20 protein-coding genes are annotated in these 18,880 nt (G+C 64.6%); 6 read left to right on the top strand and 14 right to left on the bottom strand.

Features of this window, described 5'->3' with window-relative positions; all coding sequences use genetic code 11:
- From fliP to fliR, 3 genes are all read left to right on the top strand, one after another.
- On the top strand, nucleotides 1–673 hold a 673-nt coding region (gene fliP, locus WCY17_RS09405; protein WP_372701921.1), incomplete at its 5' end, for a flagellar type III secretion system pore protein FliP.
- Nucleotides 674–699: 26 nt separating this feature from the next.
- Complete coding sequence (fliQ, locus tag WCY17_RS09400) at nucleotides 700–969, top strand: flagellar biosynthesis protein FliQ (RefSeq protein ID WP_372701920.1); 270 nt, start codon at nucleotides 700–702, stop codon at nucleotides 967–969.
- Between the two features lie 101 nt (nucleotides 970–1,070).
- The gene (gene fliR, locus WCY17_RS09395) at nucleotides 1,071–1,856 is read left to right on the top strand and encodes a flagellar biosynthetic protein FliR (protein WP_372701919.1); all 786 of its coding nucleotides are present in this window, start codon (nucleotides 1,071–1,073) and stop codon (nucleotides 1,854–1,856) included.
- On the opposite strand, the gene WCY17_RS09390 is transcribed toward fliR, so the two are convergent.
- The 12 genes from WCY17_RS09390 to flgB form a co-directional block, all read right to left on the bottom strand.
- Complete coding sequence (locus WCY17_RS09390) at nucleotides 1,801–2,577, bottom strand: hypothetical protein (RefSeq protein ID WP_372701918.1); 777 nt, start codon at nucleotides 2,575–2,577, stop codon at nucleotides 1,801–1,803. The genes fliR and WCY17_RS09390 overlap by 56 nt on opposite strands.
- Nucleotides 2,578–2,582: 5 nt before the next feature.
- Entirely contained in the window at nucleotides 2,583–3,812 is a 1,230-nt protein-coding gene (flgL, locus tag WCY17_RS09385; protein ID WP_372701917.1) for a flagellar hook-associated protein FlgL, read from the bottom strand.
- 22 nt (nucleotides 3,813–3,834) lie between these two features.
- A complete protein-coding gene (flgK, locus tag WCY17_RS09380; RefSeq protein ID WP_372701916.1) occupies nucleotides 3,835–5,526 on the bottom strand; it encodes a flagellar hook-associated protein FlgK in 1,692 nt (563 codons plus the stop codon).
- A 156-nt stretch (nucleotides 5,527–5,682) separates the two neighbouring features.
- On the bottom strand, nucleotides 5,683–6,795 hold the full coding sequence (gene flgJ, locus WCY17_RS09375; protein ID WP_372701915.1) for a flagellar assembly peptidoglycan hydrolase FlgJ: 1,113 nt from the start codon (nucleotides 6,793–6,795) through the stop codon (nucleotides 5,683–5,685).
- Between the two features lie 85 nt (nucleotides 6,796–6,880).
- A complete protein-coding gene (locus WCY17_RS09370) occupies nucleotides 6,881–7,942 on the bottom strand; it encodes a flagellar basal body P-ring protein FlgI (RefSeq protein ID WP_372701923.1) in 1,062 nt (353 codons plus the stop codon).
- Nucleotides 7,943–8,204: 262 nt separating this feature from the next.
- Nucleotides 8,205–8,870: a flagellar basal body L-ring protein FlgH gene (locus WCY17_RS09365; RefSeq protein ID WP_372701922.1), complete on the bottom strand. Its 666-nt coding sequence runs from the start codon at nucleotides 8,868–8,870 to the stop codon at nucleotides 8,205–8,207.
- A gap of 210 nt (nucleotides 8,871–9,080) precedes the next feature.
- A complete protein-coding gene (flgG, locus tag WCY17_RS09360) occupies nucleotides 9,081–9,866 on the bottom strand; it encodes a flagellar basal-body rod protein FlgG (RefSeq protein ID WP_372701914.1) in 786 nt (261 codons plus the stop codon).
- Between the two features lie 163 nt (nucleotides 9,867–10,029).
- Nucleotides 10,030–10,779, bottom strand: a complete 750-nt coding sequence (gene flgF / locus WCY17_RS09355) for a flagellar basal-body rod protein FlgF (protein ID WP_372701913.1) — start codon at nucleotides 10,777–10,779, stop codon at nucleotides 10,030–10,032.
- Nucleotides 10,780–10,794: 15 nt separating this feature from the next.
- Nucleotides 10,795–12,003 (bottom strand): flagellar hook protein FlgE, encoded by a 1,209-nt coding sequence (gene flgE / locus WCY17_RS09350; protein WP_372701912.1) that lies wholly within the window; start codon nucleotides 12,001–12,003, stop codon nucleotides 10,795–10,797.
- A gap of 95 nt (nucleotides 12,004–12,098) precedes the next feature.
- Nucleotides 12,099–12,800 carry a flagellar hook capping FlgD N-terminal domain-containing protein gene (locus WCY17_RS09345; protein ID WP_372701911.1) on the bottom strand — a complete coding sequence of 234 codons (702 nt, stop codon included), beginning with the start codon at nucleotides 12,798–12,800 and terminating at the stop codon, nucleotides 12,099–12,101.
- Nucleotides 12,801–12,815: 15 nt separating this feature from the next.
- A complete protein-coding gene (flgC, locus tag WCY17_RS09340) occupies nucleotides 12,816–13,223 on the bottom strand; it encodes a flagellar basal body rod protein FlgC (protein WP_372701910.1) in 408 nt (135 codons plus the stop codon).
- Nucleotides 13,224–13,250: 27 nt separating this feature from the next.
- The gene (gene flgB, locus WCY17_RS09335; RefSeq protein ID WP_372701909.1) at nucleotides 13,251–13,667 is read right to left on the bottom strand and encodes a flagellar basal body rod protein FlgB; all 417 of its coding nucleotides are present in this window, start codon (nucleotides 13,665–13,667) and stop codon (nucleotides 13,251–13,253) included.
- Nucleotides 13,668–13,909: 242 nt separating this feature from the next.
- On the opposite strand from flgB, the gene flgA reads away from it, so the two are divergent.
- The 3 genes from flgA (at nucleotide 13,910) to WCY17_RS09320 (ending at nucleotide 15,451) form a co-directional block, all read left to right on the top strand.
- Nucleotides 13,910–14,617, top strand: coding sequence for a flagellar basal body P-ring formation chaperone FlgA (flgA, locus tag WCY17_RS09330; RefSeq protein WP_372701908.1), 708 nt, complete (start codon nucleotides 13,910–13,912; stop codon nucleotides 14,615–14,617).
- Between the two features lie 73 nt (nucleotides 14,618–14,690).
- Nucleotides 14,691–14,993, top strand: coding sequence for a flagellar biosynthesis anti-sigma factor FlgM (flgM, locus tag WCY17_RS09325; RefSeq protein WP_372701907.1), 303 nt, complete (start codon nucleotides 14,691–14,693; stop codon nucleotides 14,991–14,993).
- The gene (locus tag WCY17_RS09320; protein ID WP_372701906.1) at nucleotides 14,990–15,451 is read left to right on the top strand and encodes a flagella synthesis protein FlgN; all 462 of its coding nucleotides are present in this window, start codon (nucleotides 14,990–14,992) and stop codon (nucleotides 15,449–15,451) included. The genes flgM and WCY17_RS09320 overlap by 4 nt, the downstream gene beginning before the upstream one ends.
- A gap of 132 nt (nucleotides 15,452–15,583) precedes the next feature.
- Here the strand turns inward: WCY17_RS09320 and flhA are convergent, their stop codons facing one another.
- The gene (gene flhA, locus WCY17_RS09315; RefSeq protein WP_372701905.1) at nucleotides 15,584–17,704 is read right to left on the bottom strand and encodes a flagellar biosynthesis protein FlhA; all 2,121 of its coding nucleotides are present in this window, start codon (nucleotides 17,702–17,704) and stop codon (nucleotides 15,584–15,586) included.
- The gene (flhB, locus tag WCY17_RS09310) at nucleotides 17,701–18,855 is read right to left on the bottom strand and encodes a flagellar biosynthesis protein FlhB (protein WP_372701904.1); all 1,155 of its coding nucleotides are present in this window, start codon (nucleotides 18,853–18,855) and stop codon (nucleotides 17,701–17,703) included. Before flhB ends, flhA begins: the two co-directional genes overlap by 4 nt.
- Nucleotides 18,856–18,880: the final 25 nt, after the last annotated feature.

The following is an 18,880-nucleotide window of genomic DNA, read 5'->3' as shown; positions in this document are numbered from 1 at the left end:
CCTTCCGGCTCTTACGGCAAGCCCGACGACCGACGGCGGCCAGACCTGGTCCATCAGCATACAGACGCTGGTGGCGCTCAGCATGCTGTCCTTTCTGCCGGCCGCCTTGCTCATGATGACCGGGTTCACACGCATCATCATCGTCCTGGGGCTCTTGCGCAATGCCCTGGGCACCGGGGTCTCGCCACCCAATACCATCCTGGTGGGGCTTGCACTGTTCCTGACGCTGTATACCATGGCCCCCGTGTTCGACCAGATCTACGCGCAGGCCTATCAGCCGCTGGCCCGCGACGAAATCACGCTGCAGGAGGCCCTTGAGCGCGGCAGCCAGCCATTGCGGACCTTCATGCTGGGCCAGACCCGGGAAACCGACCTGAGCCTGTTCGTCGACATCGCCCACGACGACCCACTGGACAACCCGCAGGCCGTGCCGTTGCGCATCCTGGTGCCGGCGTTCGTGACAAGCGAGCTCAAGACGGCATTCCAGATCGGTTTCACCATCTTCATTCCTTTTCTCATCATCGACCTGGTCGTAGCCAGCCTGCTGATGGCGCTGGGGATGATGATGGTGCCACCGGTCACCATTTCGCTGCCCTTCAAGCTCATGCTCTTCGTGCTGGCCGATGGCTGGCACCTGCTGCTGGGTTCGCTGGCGCGCAGTTTCTACCAATGAGGGACACCCTCGATGAGAGACCCCCGATGACCGCCGAAACCGTGATGACCCTGGCCTTCCAGGCGCTGCGCATGGCGCTCAGCATGGCCGGCCCCCTGCTGCTCGTCACCTTGCTGGTGGGCCTGCTGATCAGCATCCTGCAGGCGGCTACCCAGATCAATGAAATGACCCTGTCCTTCATCCCCAAGCTGCTGGCAATCGGCACCACGCTGGTTCTGCTGGGCCCATGGATGATCGATACGATGGTCGACTACATCCGCAATCTGATCCAGAGCATACCCAATCTGGTCGCTTGAGCAGGCGCACCCGGGGTGAAAACGACATACCTGGCATCCAGCACGCCTGGCCTGTACCTGGCAGATGCCCGAAGAGCCCCACGCCGCGTGGAGATCAGCCCATGATCGAAATGCCACTGCAGGACATCTATGACGGCATGCTCAGGCTGCTGTGGCCCTTGTTCAGGATCGCCGGCCTGATCGCCCTGGCGCCGGGCCTGGGTGACCAGCCCATCCCCATGCGGGTCAAGGCCGGCCTGGCGCTGGTGTGCGCCGTCGTGCTGGCCCCGGTGCTGGCGCCCGTGCCAGCGGTCATCCCGGGCTCATACGCCAGCCTGAAGATGGCGGCCAGTGAAATCCTGATCGGCATGGCACTCGGGCTGTGCATGCGGCTGGTCTTCATGGCTTTCATCATGGCCGGCGAATTCGTGGGCCTGCAGATGGGCCTGGCGTTTGCGTCGTTTTTTGATCCGGGCTCAGGCGCCAACACAGCAGTCACATCGCGCCTGATCAACCTGGTGGCCCTGCTGCTGTTCTTTACGGTCAACGGCCATCTGGTCATGCTGGGCAGCCTGCTGCACAGCTATTCGACGCTGCCACTGGGCCATGCACTCGATCCGAATGGCTGGGGCGAACTGCTCGACTGGAGCAGCCAGCTGTGGGTGTCGGGCATGCTGCTGGCGCTGCCGCTGATCATCGTGCTGCTGACCATCAACCTTTCGCTGGGGATCCTGAATCGCACGGCACAGCAGCTTTCGGTCTTTGCCGTGGGCTTTCCCATTACCCTGACCACGGGGATCACCATTCTGGCCATCGTGCTGCCACGCAGCAGCGGCTTCATGCAGAACCTGTTCAATCAGGGCTATGAGGCGATGGCCCGCGTGCTCGGCCGCCTGGCTGGCCTATGATGATCTCTTCGAGCTCTATTTGCGGGCCGGCAACGGGCCAAGTGCCATACGCAGGCGGCGAAGGCGGCGCCACACGACGGGCACCCTCTTGCACAGACTGCGGGGGCAATGCGGCACCCCAGGCTTGATCCTGCGCGGCGCGGGCACGCCGGGCGTCGTCCTGTGCCGTGCGGGCACGCTGCGCCAGCGTCTGCATGGAGGGCACCAGCGGGATGTTGACCGTATCTTCGATCGCCTGGAACCGGCCATCGGGCCCGAATCGCAGCAGGATGGCCTGGCGCAGATAAATGGCATCGGTACTCAGGCTGCGAGCATAGGCCCAGCGTGCCAGCAGGCCGCCATCGGGTTGCGGCCACTGCTGCACGGGCGCCGAATTCATGGCCTCGCTGGCCTGTGCCAGCGTGGTCTGGCCTGGTACCAGGCGGTTCAGGCCTGATGAGTCGAACGAATGGCCTGTTACCGAGCAGGCTGCCAGGCCCTGCAAACAGGCCACCAGCACCAGCGCCCGCCCGATCTGCCAACCCATGGAGCCCAGCGTATGGCGGCCCCGGCGAGCCACACGCACCCGGTCGATCTGACACCCAATACGCACCAGCACACGGCGGGCCTGGTACCCCATGTGCGCCAGTACAAGGCAGGCCTGGCACCGCATGTGCGCCAGCACCCGGCGAGCCTGCCGGCCAGAGGGGGCCTGCACACGCCTTGCGTCGGTATCGACCACGGGGTTCAGCGCCGTTGATTCAGGTTGAAGAGGCTCAGGTCCTGGATGGCCTGGAAGGCATCCGTGGCCCCCATGAGCGCAGCCTTGCGCAGGTTCAATTGAATGCTGGCCTGATAATAGTCGAGGTCTTCGAGATCGCTGAGCGCCTTGCGGTAGCCCAGGTCGCGCTGCGCGCCCGTGTCATCGAGCGCTTCGAGTTCGTTCAGCCGCATGCCCGTGGAGGCGCGTACCGTAAGGACGTTGTCGTAGAGGCTGCTGACCTTTTGCATGGCCGTGTTCAGCTGATTGCGCAACTGCGCCTGTGCTGCGGCACTGTTCTGGATGGGTTCGCCCAGCGCCTGGACCAGCGTATCGAGGGTCTGGAAAAGATTGAGATTTTCATCGCGCAGCGGACGGATTTCGAACTGGTCGCCCGCTTGCGGCTGGCCCGATATTTGTACATGGGTGCCCATGCCCAGGTCGAGTGAAGCCGCTGGCGGCTGCCATTGCCCGGCCAGCGTCTGCACCAGGGCGCCCTGGCCATCACGGATGTCCACGTGATAATCTTGATCGCCATCAAATACCAGGGTGAACGCATATTCTGCTGCAATATTGCCTTGCTGGATGTCCTGGATGGCCGGCTGGGCAAGCACTGCGGTGCCGGCATTGCCCGCTGCCGCCGCGGTCAGGTAGGCCCGGGTACCGGGCTGCGCACGCTCGAACACCGCGCGCCCGTTATCGGCCGAATCGATCTGCCGGGTCTGGTCGGCCTGTATCAGGCGCGGCAGCTCATCGCCCGCGTAGAGGCCATCGGGGCTATAGGCCGGCACATCGCCGCGCGACCCCGAAAAAAGATACTGGCCGCTGCCGTCGGCCTTGTTGGCAATCCCCAGCATGGTGTCGCGCAGGTTGGCCAGCACGCCCGCCAGGCTACGCCGATCGGCATCGGACAGCGTGCCATTGCCGGCCTCGACCAGACGGGTCTGGAGATCCTGCATCGACAGGGTCAGGGCACCCAGTGCGGATTCTTCGAATTCGAGCGCCTGGCGGGCCACGGACCGATTGGCCGCATAACGCTGGTTCAGGGACTGGGACTGGGACAGGTTGATGGCCTGGGAGGCCGCCAGTGGATCATCTGCAGGCGTGACCATTTTCTGGCCGGTGCCTATGGTCTGGTACAGGTGCAGGAAATCAGCCTGCTGCTGCTGTATGGTCTGCAGGCCGGTGCGGAAAACCAGTTCTGAACTGATACGCATGATGTGTGCTCCAGAGAGGCTGTCAGGCCCGCAGGCCCAGCAGGGTGTCAAACATGGACGATGCCGCATCGATCAGGCGCGCAGAAGCCCGATATTGCTCCTGGAAGCGCTGCAGGAGAATGAACTCTTCGTCGAGATTGACGCCGGAGACCGCCTGTTGTGCTGCATGGCTTTGCTGGTACAGGGCATCCTGGGCCTTGATCGCCGTCTGGTTGGCCTGCGTCTTGACGGCCACCGTGTTGACCAGCCGCGCATAGGCTTCGTTCAGGCTCATCGAACCCTGCCCCGGGCCGGCCTGGCCGCTGCCGCCGATCACCTTGGCCAGCTGCAGTTGTGCCATTTTCAGGGCATTGTCACCGTTGGCCGTGCCAGCCGGCAGTTGATCGGCCCCCAGGCCGGCCGCTGCGAACTGCGCGGGATCCTGCAGGACCAGATGCAGGCCGACCACGGCGTCACGCACCGGCTCGATCAGCCAGCCGTCGCCCGCCTGGGCTGGCAGCCCGGTGACATCGATCTGCAGGCCATCGAACGACACCGGGCCGTCGCCGGGCGCGATCAGCGCCACCTGGATGCCGTCGGACTGGCGCGTTACCGTGTACTGGGCGCCATCGAAGCGCACTTCGTAGTTGCTGCCGGTCAGCCCCGCTGCGTCTTCGTGTACCACGGCGGGCACCAGGTTGGTCGAATTGCCGCCGAATGCCCGCGCCTGCGGCGCCCCTATGGAAAATATGTCAGCCCCCGGCTGCCCGGACAGGTCGTAGCCCTGCGCATGTTGCCGATTGACAGATTGTGCCAGGCCCACGGCCAGCCGGCCGAGATCATCCTGGGTCTTGTCGAGCACATCGCGCCTGAATTCGAGCAGGCCACCGAGCCGCCCCCCCGTAATGGCGGTTTCGTCGAGCGCCAGGGGGACCAGGCCGCCATGACCGTCGGGGATCTCTACACTGACCGTCAGGCGCGCCGCGCTGGCCGGCGCCGGGGTGGCGCGCAGATGGAACACGGCATCACCGGCCAGCAGCAGCTGGCCATTGCCGGCATCCAGGCTGACCTGCCCGTCTTGCTCGATGACCCTGACGTTGATGAGCTCGCCCAGCCCGGCCAGCAATTCATCGCGCTGATCGAAAAGATCATTGGGCGGCATGCCGGTGGCGCTCGCCCCGGCGGCGGTAATCTTCTGGTTCAGCATCTGAATGCGGTCGAGCAGGCTGTTGGCCTGCTGCACCGTGGTGCTGACCTGTTCGTTCAGGTTGACCCGCTGCTCGTTCAGGAAATCGTTGGCCTGGCGCAACTGGCTGACGAGACTGTCGGCCCGCCCGAGGAGTTCCTGGCGTGCGGCGATATCGGCCGGTGCCGATGCGACCGCCTGCAGGCCATCGAAAAACTGCTGCAGCGCGGGCGAAATACCCGTGGATCGATCAGCCACCAGGTTGTTGATCTGCGCAACCTGGTCGCCGTAGGCAGCGAGCGCCGCCCCCCGGGTGCGGGCCTGCATCAGCTGGCTGGACAGGAATGCATCATACGCGCGCTGCACGGTGACGGCGCGCACCCCACGGCCTATCCAGCCTGCCGAACTGGCCGAGGCGCCCGCGGTTTCGACCAGAACCTGCTGCCGGCTATAGCCGGGGGTGGCCGCGTTGGTAATGTTGTGACCCGTGGTTTGCAGACGATTCTGGGCTGCCAGCAGCCCCGATTGACCTATGTTTGCCAGATTCATGATGCGCTCCGCCTGCAAAATCCCACACGGGTGGGTTTTGCCACCCTGTTATATATATAAACGGCACAATTGCAAAAAACTTTAGTCAATGTCCGGAAAACCCTGGCCCGCGCCCAGGCTGCTTTTACCGGCCACCGGCCGTCGGATGCCAGCACTTCAACCCACATCCGGCAGACCCTGGAAATTGGCCATCACGGCCACCAGCTTGTCGGCATAGGCCGGGTCGGTCGCATATCCGGCAGCCTGGATGCGGCGCGCCGCATCCGCCGCATCACGGGCCTCGAGCACCGACTGGTAGCGCGGACTGCGGGTGATCAGGCGGGCGTAGTCGGTCAGCGCATCTTCATAGGAATCATAGGCACGGAAGGCCTGGATCATCTTGCGTGGCGCCCCGTCGATGTACTCGGTGGTCATGATCTCGGTGGTCGGCCCGGCCCAGTTCGCGCCCGCCTTGATGCCGAACAGATTATGGCTGGTACGCCCATCGGCGAGCCGGATTTCCCGCTGCCCCCAGCCGGATTCAAGCGCAGCCTGCGCGAGAATCAACTCGGCCGGCAGGCCGCTATCCTGACCTGCTTGCCGGGCCGCGCCCCACATCCGGCTGATGAAGGCCTGCACAGGCCCCGGCGCCGAAGAATCCTGGCGCCTTGCGCCAACGGTACCGCCAACCCCGGCTTGTGCGAGCGCTCCCGCCGAAGCGGCCACACTGGGGGAACCTGCTGCGCCAGGGGAAGCAGCCACACCGGCGGCCGTGGCCATACCAGCCGAAGCGGCTGCGTCAGCCGCAGTGGTCGCGCCATCTGCGGAAACCACCTCGCCGCGGGACATTTTCTGCAGCAGTTCACCGATCGAATCGGCCACCCACTGCCGATCCGGACCCAGGCCCGAAACACCGGCCGACAGGTCCAGGGCGGCGGGATTTTCGTCGGGCAGGCCGCGCCCCAGATTCATCTGCGCAATCAGGGCGTCCGCCAGCCCCAGCCCGGTCTCGGCCACGGCCAGAGCCAGCTGGTCATCGGCCAGGCCTTGCGCGAGACGCGTACTGGACGCCTGTGGCACACCGGACAGGCCCTGGGCCGATTGGCGCGCCTGGCGCAGCAAGGTCTGGATCAGCAAGGATTCGAACTGCCGGGCCACGGCCTTGTAGTTTTCGGCAGACGGCTGCTGCCCGTCCTGCACTTCGAGGCGCAGGGTATCCAGGCTGGAATAATCGAACACCGAGGGCGTGGTGCCGAATCGAGGCAAGGGTGTCTGTGTTGCAAAACTCATACAGGACCTCGTGCAATCAGGATGGGGTTTCGAAAGACAGGCCACTCAATTTCAGGCCACTCGATGAGCGCGAAGAGACAGCGCATCAGATCACCTCCAGATCGGCTTTCAGAGCCCCGGCGCTCTTCAGGTTCTGCAGGATGGCCAGCAAGTCCTGGGGTGACGCACCCAGAAGGTTCAGGGCGCGCACCACCTCGACCAGATTCGTACTGGTGGACAGGTGCCTGATCGTGCCATCTTCGGCCTGCACCTGTATGTCGGTATTGCGGGTCACCACCGTTTCGCCACGGGTAAACGGCGTATCCGGCTGACTGACCTCATCGCGCTGGCTGATGACCACCGAGAGATTGCCGTGCGAGACCGCCGCCTCTTCGATGGTGACCGTGCGGTTCATCACCACCGAGCCCGTACGCGCATTGATGACCACACGGGCACGCGCAGGCGGCAGCCTGACCTGCAGGTTTTCAACCTGTGACAGAAAGGCAAGCTGTGCGCTGGCATCGAGAGGCGCCCGCAGTTCGATCGTGCGTCCGTCCAGTGCCTGCGCGGTATGTGCGCCGAATGTCTGGTTCAGCGCCTGGGTCAGGTTTTGCGCGGTGCCGAAGTCGCTGCTGTTCAGATCGAGGCGCACGATGCCGTCATGCACGTAGGTCGTCGGTACGTCGCGCTCGACAATGGCGCCTGCGGGGATCACGCCGGCGTTCAGCTGGTTGACCTGGACACTGGACCCACCTTGCGATGCGCCAGCGCCCCCCACCAGCAGATTGCCTTGCGCCAGCGCGTAGACTTGCCCATTGACCCCTTTCAGAGGGGTCATCAACAGGGTGCCCCCACGCAGGCTCTTGGCGTTGCCCAGCGAAGACACCACCACATCCACCACCTGCCCCGGCTGCGTGAAGGCGGGCAGGCGCGCAGTCACCATGACGGCTGCGACGTTCTTGACTTGCATGTTCGTGCCCTGGGGCACCGTGATGCCCAATTGCGAGAGCATGTTGGTCAGACTCTGCTGGGTGAACGGGCTCTGGCGCACCTGATCGCCGGTGCCATCCAGCCCCACCACCAGGCCATACCCCAGCAGCGGGTTTTCGCGCACCCCCTGAAAGGTGGCCAGATCCTTGATGCGCTCGGCGTGTGCCACCGGCTGCATGAACAGGCTGGACAGGATCAGGCAGGCCAGCAGCCCGCCTGCGCGGCGCAGGCTGTCGCGCAGACCATGGTACAGGCCATGACGCAGGCCGTAGATGCGGGCCATGCCGTACATGCATCCCATGCGGCACAGATGCGTCACGCTGCACATCATGCGGTACAGGCCCATGATGCGGTGTCGCGAAAAAGTCTTGCTCAGGTTCCAGTTCATGAAAATCTCGCCATGGGCCGATCCGGGCCGTCCTGGCCCGGGCTGCCCGCTGTCAGAATGGGGCTACATTCAGGAAGAATCGCTGCAGCCAGCCCATTTGCTGCACCTCGTCCATCACCCCCTTGCTGCGGTACTCGATGCGCGCATCAGCCACCTGGGTGGACGATACGCTGCCTGCTCCCGTGATCGAGCGGGGATCCACCACTCCCGAAAAACGGATGTACTCGCTGCCGCGGTTGATCGCGATCTGCTTTTCGCCAGCGATCTGCAGATTGCCATTGGCCAGCACGCCGATCACCGTAGTCGTCAGATTGCCATTGAACAGATTATTGGCGCTGCTCGAGCCCTTGCCCTTGCTTTCATTGCTGCCCGAAGCGTCGAAATCCTGCCGGGGGCCCAGTGCCGGCGGCAGGAAATCAGGCGCCAGCGCAATCCCCATGCCCGCATTGCCGGAGCGATTGGTGCTGGTGTCGACACTTTTGGTGGCATTGGTCTTTTCCTGAATGATCACCGTGACGATGTCGCCCACGTTGCGCGGCCTGCGGTCTTCGAACAGGGGATAGTGGCCATAGACCGACGGCTGGTAGATCGAGCCGTTGGCAACGGCCTGCGAGGCCGGGGCGGGCGGCGGCATGGCCGTCAGGGGCCCGGTGACCACCGGTTCTGGCGGCACCAGCGCACACCCGGCCAGGAGCGCCAGGGGCAGCAACAGCAGCATCCGCGCCCGGCGTGCCCGGGGCGGCGCCCATGCCCGCCCCCGGCCTGCCGGAGGCAACAGCAGCATCCGCACCCGGTGCGTCAGGGGCAACAGCAGCACCCTTGCCTGGCGTGCCAGGGGCAGCATCCGCGCCCGGCACGCTGCCGCCCCGGGGGCCGTGGCCATGCTGGCGGTCTGGCGGGCTGACATGGCGCCTGTCACCGGCATCGATCAGAGCTGCGTCAGCCGCGCCAGCATCTGATCGGTGGTCTGCACGGCCTTGCTGTTCATTTCGTAGGCTCTTTGCGTGGTGATCATGTTGACCAGTTCCTCGGCGACATTCACATTGGAGGTTTCAACGAATTTCTGCAGCAGCAGCCCCACGCCCTCGGTACCTGGTTGCAGTACGTTGGCCGCGCCCGAGGCATCGGTTTCCAGGTACAGGTTTTCCCCCAGGCTCTGCAGGCCGGTCGGGTTGATGAACGAGGCCAGCTGAATCTGGCCCACTTCCACATTCGTGCCTGCCGCACCGGGCTGCGTGATGGACACCGTGCCGTCCGGACCGATGGTAATGCTCATGGCGTTGTCCGGGATATTGATCTCGGGCTGCAGCGGGTAGCCCCCCGCGGTCACCAGACGGCCATCCTGGTCGCGCTGCAGGCTGCCGTCGCGCGTGTAGGCTTCGGTGCCATCGGGCAGTTCGATCTGCAGAAACCCATTGCCCTGGATGGCCACGTCCATCGAATTGCCGGTTTCCTTCAAGTTGCCCTGGGTATGGATGCGCTCACTGGCCGCCGTGCGCACGCCGGTGCCCAACTGCAGCCCCGAGGGCAACTGGTTGGCCGGCCCCTGGGTGGCACCCGGCTGGCGGATGGTCTGGTACATGAGATCCTGGAATACCGCCCGGCTGCGCTTGAAGCCCGTCGTATTGACGTTGGCGAGATTGTTGGAAATGACGCTCATGTTCGTGTCCTGCGCCTGCAGGCCGGTCTTGGCAATCCATAGTGATGGCAGCATCTCGATTCCTTTGTTGTACCCGCCCGACCGGGCCTGCCTGGCCATGTCGGGCTTATCCGGCCCTGCCGGGCCTATCCGGCCATGCCGGGCACATCTGGCCACGCCGGGCATTCATGGCCATGTCCGTCGGGACCATCCGGCGCCCGCGCCCCTGTGCGCCGCATCAATTGGCGGCCGACAGGATGGCATTGCTGCGCTGATCATTTTCATCAGCGCTCTGAATGAACTTCATGTGTTGCTCGAAGGCCCGCGCATTGGCAATCAGGGCCACCAGGGCCCCGGCCGGGTCCACGTTGCTCTTTTCGATGAACCCGGGCAGGATGCGCAGACCGTCGTCGGCCGGCGCCGCCTGGCCCCCCGGCAGTTCGAACAGCCCGTCAGGCCTGCGCTGGAGTTGCCCGGCCGGCGGATTGACCAGCTTGAGCTGACCCACCAGCTGCAGATCGGCCGGTTTGTCACCGGCCCCGAGCACACTGATCTGGCCATCTTCGGCAATGGTCGGGGTGCCGCGTTCGGGCATCTCGATCGGCTGCCCATCGACCGACAGCACAGGCGCGCCAGTGGCCGTGACCAGCAGACCTTCGGCGTTCACCGTGAAGCCGCCCGCCCGGGTATAGGCCTCGCCCTCGGGCGTGCGCACCGCAAACCAGCCCTCGCCGGCCAGCGCGACATCCAGCGCACCCCCTGTTTCGGCCAGGGCCCCCTGCGCCAGATCGGCCCCGTGGCTGGCCAGCACCGTACTGACCCGCGTGGGCAGTTCGCCCGCGTGCGGTTGCAGCGGCACTGCGCGATACGCATCGAGCGCGGCACGAAACCCCGGGGTGGCCACATTGGCCAGATTATTGGCAATGGCCGATTGCTGTTCGAGTATGCGAGCCGCACCACCCGATGCAACATAGAGGATCCTGTCCATGGCGGATCATCACCCCTAGCGCATGGTGATCAGGGTCTGCATCATCTGATCCTGTGTCTTGATCGACTGGGCATTGGCCTGGTAGGTCCGTTGCGCCATGATCATGTCGACCAGGGATTTGCTGATATCCACGTTGGACTCTTCGACCATCTGCCCCATGATGGCGCCCAGGCCATTGCTGCCGGGAATGCCGAAGATCGGCTGGCCCGAGGCACCCGATTCGACCCAGGCGTTGCCCCCGACCGACTGCAGGCCCAGCACGTTGTTGAAATCTGCCAGCACGACGTTGCCGATCACGGATTTCTGGCCGTTGGTGTAATGCGCCGTCATCTCGCCGTTGGTGGCGATGGAGATGCTGGAGAATTCGCCCGACGCATAGCCATCCACCCGGAAACCCTGGGTGAAGCCACTGCTGTACTGGGTGGATTCGCCATAATCGACGAGAATGGCCAGATCATCGACCGGCGCCCCGTTGACTTCGAGGCCCACAAAACTGATCGTGGCCGTGGAAGGCGTTGCAGGGTTCAGCGCGCCGGCGGAATCGAAGGACAGCAGCATGCCGGTGCCGCCATCGGGCGCCTGGCCATCGAGGGTGAAGTTGACTTCCCACTGGGCCATGCCGCCGGCGGCCTCCCGCTTGGTGTAATACTGCATGAGGCGGTGCTTGTTGCCCAGCGAATCATAGACCGTGACCGGCACCACATTCGAATAGGTGCTCGAATCATCGGCGTCGAATGCCACGGCCGCTGGTATGGCCGGCACGGATGCATCCAGGTTCACCCGATTGTCCAGGGTGGTACTGGCCTGCGGCGCCAGATTGACCTCGGGGATCTGCAGCCCCACCAGGTTCGTGCCCCCTGGCGCGTAGCCCATGAGCTGCTGGCCCTGGGCATTGACCACGCGGTTCAGGCTGTCGGGAAAGAACTGACCATTGCGCGAGTACATCAGTGCGCCTTCGTTGTTCTGCAGCACGAACAGGCCCTTGTCGCCATCGATGGCCATGTCGAGCTGATTGCCGGTCGAGCTGAGCGTGCCCGACCTGAAATCCTGGCTGATGCCGCTCACGTTGACCCCCAGGCCGATCATGGAGCTGGAGTACATATCCGAAAAGGTGATGCTGCCTGATTTGTAACCGACGGTGGCGGAGTTGGCGATGTTGTTGCCAATGACATCGAGATTCTTTGCTGCGGCGTTCAGGCCGCTGAGACTTTGTCCGAAACTCATGGCTGTTTTTCCTGGTAAGAATGAATCTTGTGTACTGCACGATGAAATAATGGGCCCGGCGACAGGCACAGGCGTGGCTGCATGAACGGCTGGCCCTACATGATCTGACGCACGTCGAACAGGCTGGCGCTGCCTGCCAGCCCGAGGTCCAGTTGCAGACCCTCGACCCCGTAGGCCACGCTGTCGACATGGCCGTGCGTGAGCGCCTGGGACGCCAGCAGCGCCCCTTCTTCATCCCTGGCCTGGACTTCGAGCCGGTACGAACCATCCGGCACCGGCGCACCGGTGTCATCGGTGCCGTCCCATGTCAGGGGGTGCACCCCCGCGGACAGCGGCCCCAGATCCATGCGCCGCACCACCTGGCCCGAGGCATCGAGGATGGCGACCTCGGTTTTGGCCGAGGGCGTCAGCAGGTCCATGCCGAACGGTGCCGCCACCTTGTCGCCGCCATCACTTGCCGAACCCAGCAGGATTTTCTCGCCGGGTATCAACACATCCTTGCCGATCAAGCCGGCCGCCTGCAGCGACTGGGACATGTCGATCTGCCCCGACAGTGCCAGCAAGGTCTGGTTCAGTTGCTGGATACCGTTGACCGTAGATAACTGGGCCATCTGTGACGTGATTTCGGCGTTGTCCATGGGGTTGAGCGGGTCCTGGTTCTGCAGCTGGGTGATCAGCATGGTCAGGAAGCGGTCCTGGATGTCATCGGCCAGGCGCTCGTTGCGCACCTGCGCCGCCTGCGCCACGGCCGATGGCCCGGACGATTGTGCTGCTGCGATCGGATCTGTGGTGGCCATGTCTGCGCGCCCTCTTTATTGACCCAGGGACAGGGTACGTGCCATCAGGGCCTTGCTGGTGTTGATGACCTCGACGTTGGCCTGGTACGAGCGCGCTGCCGAAATCATGTTGACCATTTCGGCCACCGGGTCGACGTTGGGCATGGCCACATAACCGTCGGCATCGGCCAGCGGATTGCCGGGCTCGTACTGCATGCGCGCGGGCGCGGTGCTTTCGAGCACCTGCGCCACGCGCACGCCGCCCACGCCCACCGAGCCGGCCTGCGGCTGCACCTGGAACACGGGCAGGCGCGCCCGGTACGGCTGGCCGTCGGGCTGCACCACGCTGTCGGCATTGGCGATGTTGCTGGCGGCCACATTCATGCGCTGGGACTGGGCTGTCAGGGCCGATCCGGCGATCTGGAAAATACTGAAAGAAGACATGGGAGGCCACCCTTGGAATCAAGAAAGTCAGGACTGGATCGCACCCAGCAGGGTCTTCAGACGCTGGCTGAGCACCTGCAGCTCGGTCTGGGAACGCAGGGTGTTGTCAGCGAATTCGACCCGCTCGACGTCCATTTCTACAGTGTTGCCATCGAGACTGGGCTGAAAGGGAATACGGAACAGGGGATCATCCACACCCACCGGGCGTTGCGCCTGACCCGGGATGTGCCGCGCGGACGTCAGCTGCAGCGTGACCCGGCCAGGCCCGGCCAGGCCCGCATCGGCCGTCACCCGCTCGAGAGTGGCTGCGAAATCCAGATCACGCGCTTTGTAATGCGGCGTGTCGGCATTGGCGATGTTCGACGCCAGAACCGCCTGACGCTGTTCACGCAGCGCGAGGGCGGCCTTGTGAAAATCCAGTTCGGCAACGATGCGGTCCATCATGGCGTCTGCCCCGTAATACTTGTCTCATGGCTGCATCATAGGGGCGCAACACGGACACAGATGGTCTGAAGAAGCTGCGCTTTCGGGTTCTGTTCACGCCTTCTCCAATGATCGATCATCCATAAGATGCCGCAATGGGGATTTGCGCCACACCATCATGCGTTACTCGCACCAGGCACCGCACCGCGATTCGCGGCCCGCTGGCCAGCCATCTGGCGGCAGGCAGCCTGGCGTGCCTGCTGGTGCCGACACTCGCCGCGTTCGCCGCCGATCCGGCACAGGCCGTGCAGCCGACCGAGCCACAAACTGTGCAGCCGGCCGAGTCACAGGCCATGCAGCCGGTCGAGCCACTGATCCAGGCCGCGCAGGCCCTGCTTGAAGACCAGGCGAGCCATTATCCGCAGCCCGTCGAAATCCGCGTCGACGCACCGCGCACTGCCCAGGCGCCAGCCTGCACCGACCTGTCGTTCGACCTCATCGGCTCCGGGCAACTGCAGAGCAGAACCACGGTACGCGCCCGTTGCCGCGCCCCAGTGATCTGGACGCTCTACCTGCAGGCCCATCTGAGCATGCCGGCCACCTATTTTGTCGCCAACCGCCGCATCCGGCGGGGCGAGACCCTGTCGCTGGACGATCTCGACACGCGCGAGGGCGACCTGCTGCGCCACCCCTCGTACATGACCGATCCGTCGCTGATCATCGACTGGATCGCCACGCGCCCCATCGGCCCGGGCGCGGCAATCGAGTCGGGCGCGCTGCGCGCCCCTGATTCGATCGAACGGGGCCAGGCCGTCCAGACCCGTATCAGCGGGCCGGGGTTCACCGTTACCAGTACCGGGCACGCCGTCGAATCCGGCAACCCGGGCAGCACCATACGCGTACGTACCCCGAACGGAAACATCGTCATGGGCACGGTCATCGACGGGCACTGGGTGCATGTACCCATGTGATCCGTCCAAAAACTAAAGAAATCGGGATTTGTCCCGTATCAGTATATAGAGACCTCTTTTTCTGGAGCCCGCCTTGAAAATCCCTGCCCTGCCCGACCATCAGGCCACCAGCCGCAACACGTCAGCATCGGCGAAGGCAACATCGCGTGACACCGGTACGGCGGGCGCCACAGTCACTGCCCGGGCCACCGACACCCGTGTGGCGCTCAGCGCCGCCTCACGACAACTGGCCGCCCTGCACCATCCGGCCATGGATGTCGACATGGCCCGGGTCGATCAGATTCGCCAGGCCCTGAGCGACGGCACGCTGGTGATCCGTCCCGAGCGCATTGCCGATGGCCTGCTGCAAACCGCCATCGAATTGCTGCGCCCATGAGCATCACCGCCATGTTGCAGCAGACCATCACCCGGCAGGCCCGGTTGCTGAAACAATTCATCGCATTCCTCGAATCCGAAACCGAAGCACTCGGGCAAGCACCGGATCCAGCACTGCTCAATCAACTCAGCCTGCGCAAAAAGGATTTCGCCGACCGTCTGGCCGACTTCGATCAGCAGCGCACCGAAGCCCTGCTCGCAGCCGGTTCCGACGACATCGAAGCAACACTCGAGGTCCTGTGCGAGCACGACGCCGCCCTGCGCGATGCCGTCGCCCGGTGGCGGCAGCTGGTCCGCGACGCCCGTCGCATCAATGTACGCAATGGCGAAATCCTGCTGGCATTGAGCCGGCACAACCAGAAGGCCCTGCAGGCGCTGCAGGGCCAGCCCGACGGGGGCCTGTACACTGCCCGGGGCCGTCTGGCACCCGAGGGGCCGGTCCGGGGCGGCTCACGCTGACCGCACTGGCACACCGAAAGCATTCGCTGACAGCACCGGTATACCGCAGGCATTCGGTCATCTGCACGGCCAATGGCCTTGGCAAATAATGCCTTCACATGCAAATAATGCCTTCACATGCAAATAATGCCTTCAAGCTGCCGATGTCTGCGTATCGCCCATCACGGTGGTCACGCGGATCAGGCTGTCTTCGGGGACTTCAGCCGTGGACAGCACCGCCATCTGGGGTAACTGCAGGCGCAGAAAGCGCGCCAGGGCGACGCGCAAGGCTGGCACGACCAGCAGCACCGGCGCATCGCCCTGTGCTTCCTGGGCCTGCGTGGCACGTTGCGCCTCGCGCAGCAGGTTCTCGGCCAGGCCGGGTTCGAGCCCGGCCTCGTTGCCCAGGGTCTGCAATAAAATCTGCTCGAGGCGATGGTCCAGCCCGATGACCCGCAGTTCCTTCGCGTCCCCGAACCATTGCTGCACGATGCTGCGCCCCAGCGCCATGCGCAAGCGGGCCAGCAGGCGGCCCAGATCGGGCTCCGGCGCAGACCCGTTCTGGGTGCCAGCGGGCTCGGTGTGGCTGGTCATCGTCTCGAGGATGCTGCGCATGTCGCGGATCGAGACATCCTCTTTGAGCAGCCCGCGCAACAGTTCCTGCACCTGGGCCAGACTGAGGATCCTGGGCACCAGTTCTTCCGTCAGTTTGGGGTAGTCGCGCGCCACCCGCTCCAGCAGGGCCTGGGTTTCCTGGCGGCCCAGAAGATCGGCGGAATGCACCCGCATGAGGTGGTTCAGGTGGGTGGCCACCACGGTGGGGGCATCCACCACGGTATAACCGGCCAGTTGCGCCTGTTCGGTATGCTGCGCTGCGATCCAGGTGGCCGGCAGGCCGAAGGCCGGGTCTTTGGTCGGTGTGCCTGGCAGGGTTTCGGTACAGCCTCCCGGGTCGATGGCCAGCCATTGGCCCTCATGCGCCTCGCCCTCGGCAACGCTGACCCCGAGCAACAGGATCCGGTACGCGTTGGGCGGGATCTCGAGGTTGTCACGGATATGCACGACCGGTGGCAGAAATCCGACCTCCTGGGCAAATTTCTTGCGCAGGCTGCGGATCCGCTGCAGCAGCTCACCGCTCTGGTGCACATCGACCAGGGGGATCAGGCGATAACCCACTTCGAGGCTGAGCGTATCCAGGGTCTGTACGTCATCCCAGTTGGCTTCGGTGGCCGCGGCGTCGACCGGCTGACCGGCGGGCCCGGCCTGTGCTTCGGCCTGCAGCGCCCGCCGCTGCCGCTGCAGCAATGACCAGCCCGCCCCGGCGAGTACCAGGGCCAGCAGCAGAAACGCCACATGCGGCATGTTGGGAATCAGACCCATCAGCGCCAGAATGCCCGCCGTCAGGAACATCACGCTGGGATTCGAGAACAGCTGGCTGACGACCTGCTCGCCCACATCTTCCTCGGTGGCCACCCGCGAGACCACCACCCCGGCGGCGGTTGAGATCACCAGTGCCGGAATCTGGGCCACCAGGCCATCGCCGATGGTCAGCAGCGTATAGATGCTCGCCGCATCGCCCACGGACAGATGGCGCTGCACCACACCCACGATCAGACCACCGACGATATTGACGACCATGATCAGCAGGCCGGCCACGGCGTCTCCACGCACGAACTTGCTGGCACCGTCCATGGCGCCGTAGAACTCGGCCTCCTGGGCGATCTCGCGGCGTCTGGAGCGAGCTTCGTCTTCATTGATCAGGCCGGCGTTCAGGTCGGCATCGATGGCCATCTGCTTGCCCGGCATGGCATCCAGGGTGAAGCGCGCGCCGACTTCGGCAATCCGGCCGGCCCCCTTGGTGATCACCACGAAATTGATGATCACCAGAATGATGAATACGATGACGCCCACGGCAAAGTTGCCGCCCACCAGAAACTGGCCAAAGGCTTCGATGACCCGGCCGGCGGCCGACGGCCCGTTATGGCCATTGAGCAGTATGATGCGCGTCGAGGCCACGTTCAGCGACAGGCGCAGCAGGGTGGCGAACAACAGCACGGATGGAAACGCGGCAAAATCGAGCGCCTTGCGGGTGAACATGGCCATCAGCAGGATCATCACGGCCAGCGAGATGTTGAACGTGAAGAACAGGTCGAGCACCAGGACCGGCAAGGGCAGGATCATCATGGCCAGGACCATGAGGATCAGAATGGGCCCGGCCAGCATCCGGGCACTGCCCAGGCCCAGCGTGTTCATGGACCGGATGAGCGACATCATGGCGTGCCCCCGGCACGCCGCGCATGCGGATCCAGCCCGGGCGGCACGGCCAGGGCCCCGGGTGCCGCAGGCAGGTGGCCCCGCCCCTGGCGCCAGCGCCTGACCTGATAGACCCAGGCCAATACTTCCGCCACCGCCTGATACAGCGCCGCCGGAATCTCTTGATCCAGGGGCACGGCATGGTACAGCGCCCGGGCCAGCGGCGGGGCCTGGAGCTGCGGGATGCCATGGGCCTGGCCTATCGCACGAATGCGCGCAGCCAGCGCACCGCGCCCCTTGGCGACCACCCGGGGCGCGGCCCCGTTGCCTTCCGTGTACTGCAGCGCCGCGGCATAGTGTGTCGGGTTGGTGACGATGACATCCGCCTTGGGCACGGCACTCATCATGCGGTTGAAGGCCATCGCACGCTGGCGCTGGCGGATCTGGCTCTTGAGCTGCGGATCGCCCTCGCTCTCCTTGTGCTCCTGGCGGACATCCTCGCGCGACATGCGCAGCTGTTTTGCGTGGTGCCAGAGCTGCCAGGGCACATCGATGAGCACGACCAGCAGCAGCGATGCAGCGATCCACGCACAGCACGTGGCCACCAGGGCCATCGCGCGGCTCACGGCAAGATTGGGCGCCATGCCCGACAACGCCAGCATGTCATCCAGAAACATGGAAATCACCTGGATGCCCACCAACGTCAGCAAGGCAGCCTTGGCCAGGGTCTTGCCGAGTTCGACCCAGGTCTGCATGCCCAGCATGCGCTTGAGCCCCTTGAGCGGACTGAGCCGCTCTGGCTTGGGCGCCATGACCTGCAGCGACCAGACTCCGCCACCGAGGGCGATCGATGCGGACAGCGCCGCCAGCACCAGTACGCCAAAGATCGGCAACAGGGCCTGCAGCGCCTGCCACGCCGAGAGGGAGGCTGGTTCGAGCAATGACGCCCGGCTTTGCAGGATCACGGCATCGAAGCCCAGGCCGCGCCGCAGAATGGCCGTGAGCGCGGTATAGAACTGCTGGCCACCAAACCAGAGCCCGGCAATCCCGCCCAGCAGGGCGAGAAGTGTGCCCAGTTCGCGAGAACGCGCCACCTGGCCTTCCTCGCGGGCTTTTTCGAGCCGACGCGGCGAAGCCGGTTCTGTTTTCTCAAGATCGCTGTCTTCTGCCATGACCGCACGCTGCCGATTTCAGGGG

Origin of the sequence: Castellaniella sp. (assembly GCF_041677825.1) — a bacterium.
In the GTDB taxonomy this organism is placed as follows: domain Bacteria; phylum Pseudomonadota; class Gammaproteobacteria; order Burkholderiales; family Burkholderiaceae_B; genus Castellaniella.
This window is presented reverse-complemented; position numbering and strand designations above follow the sequence as displayed.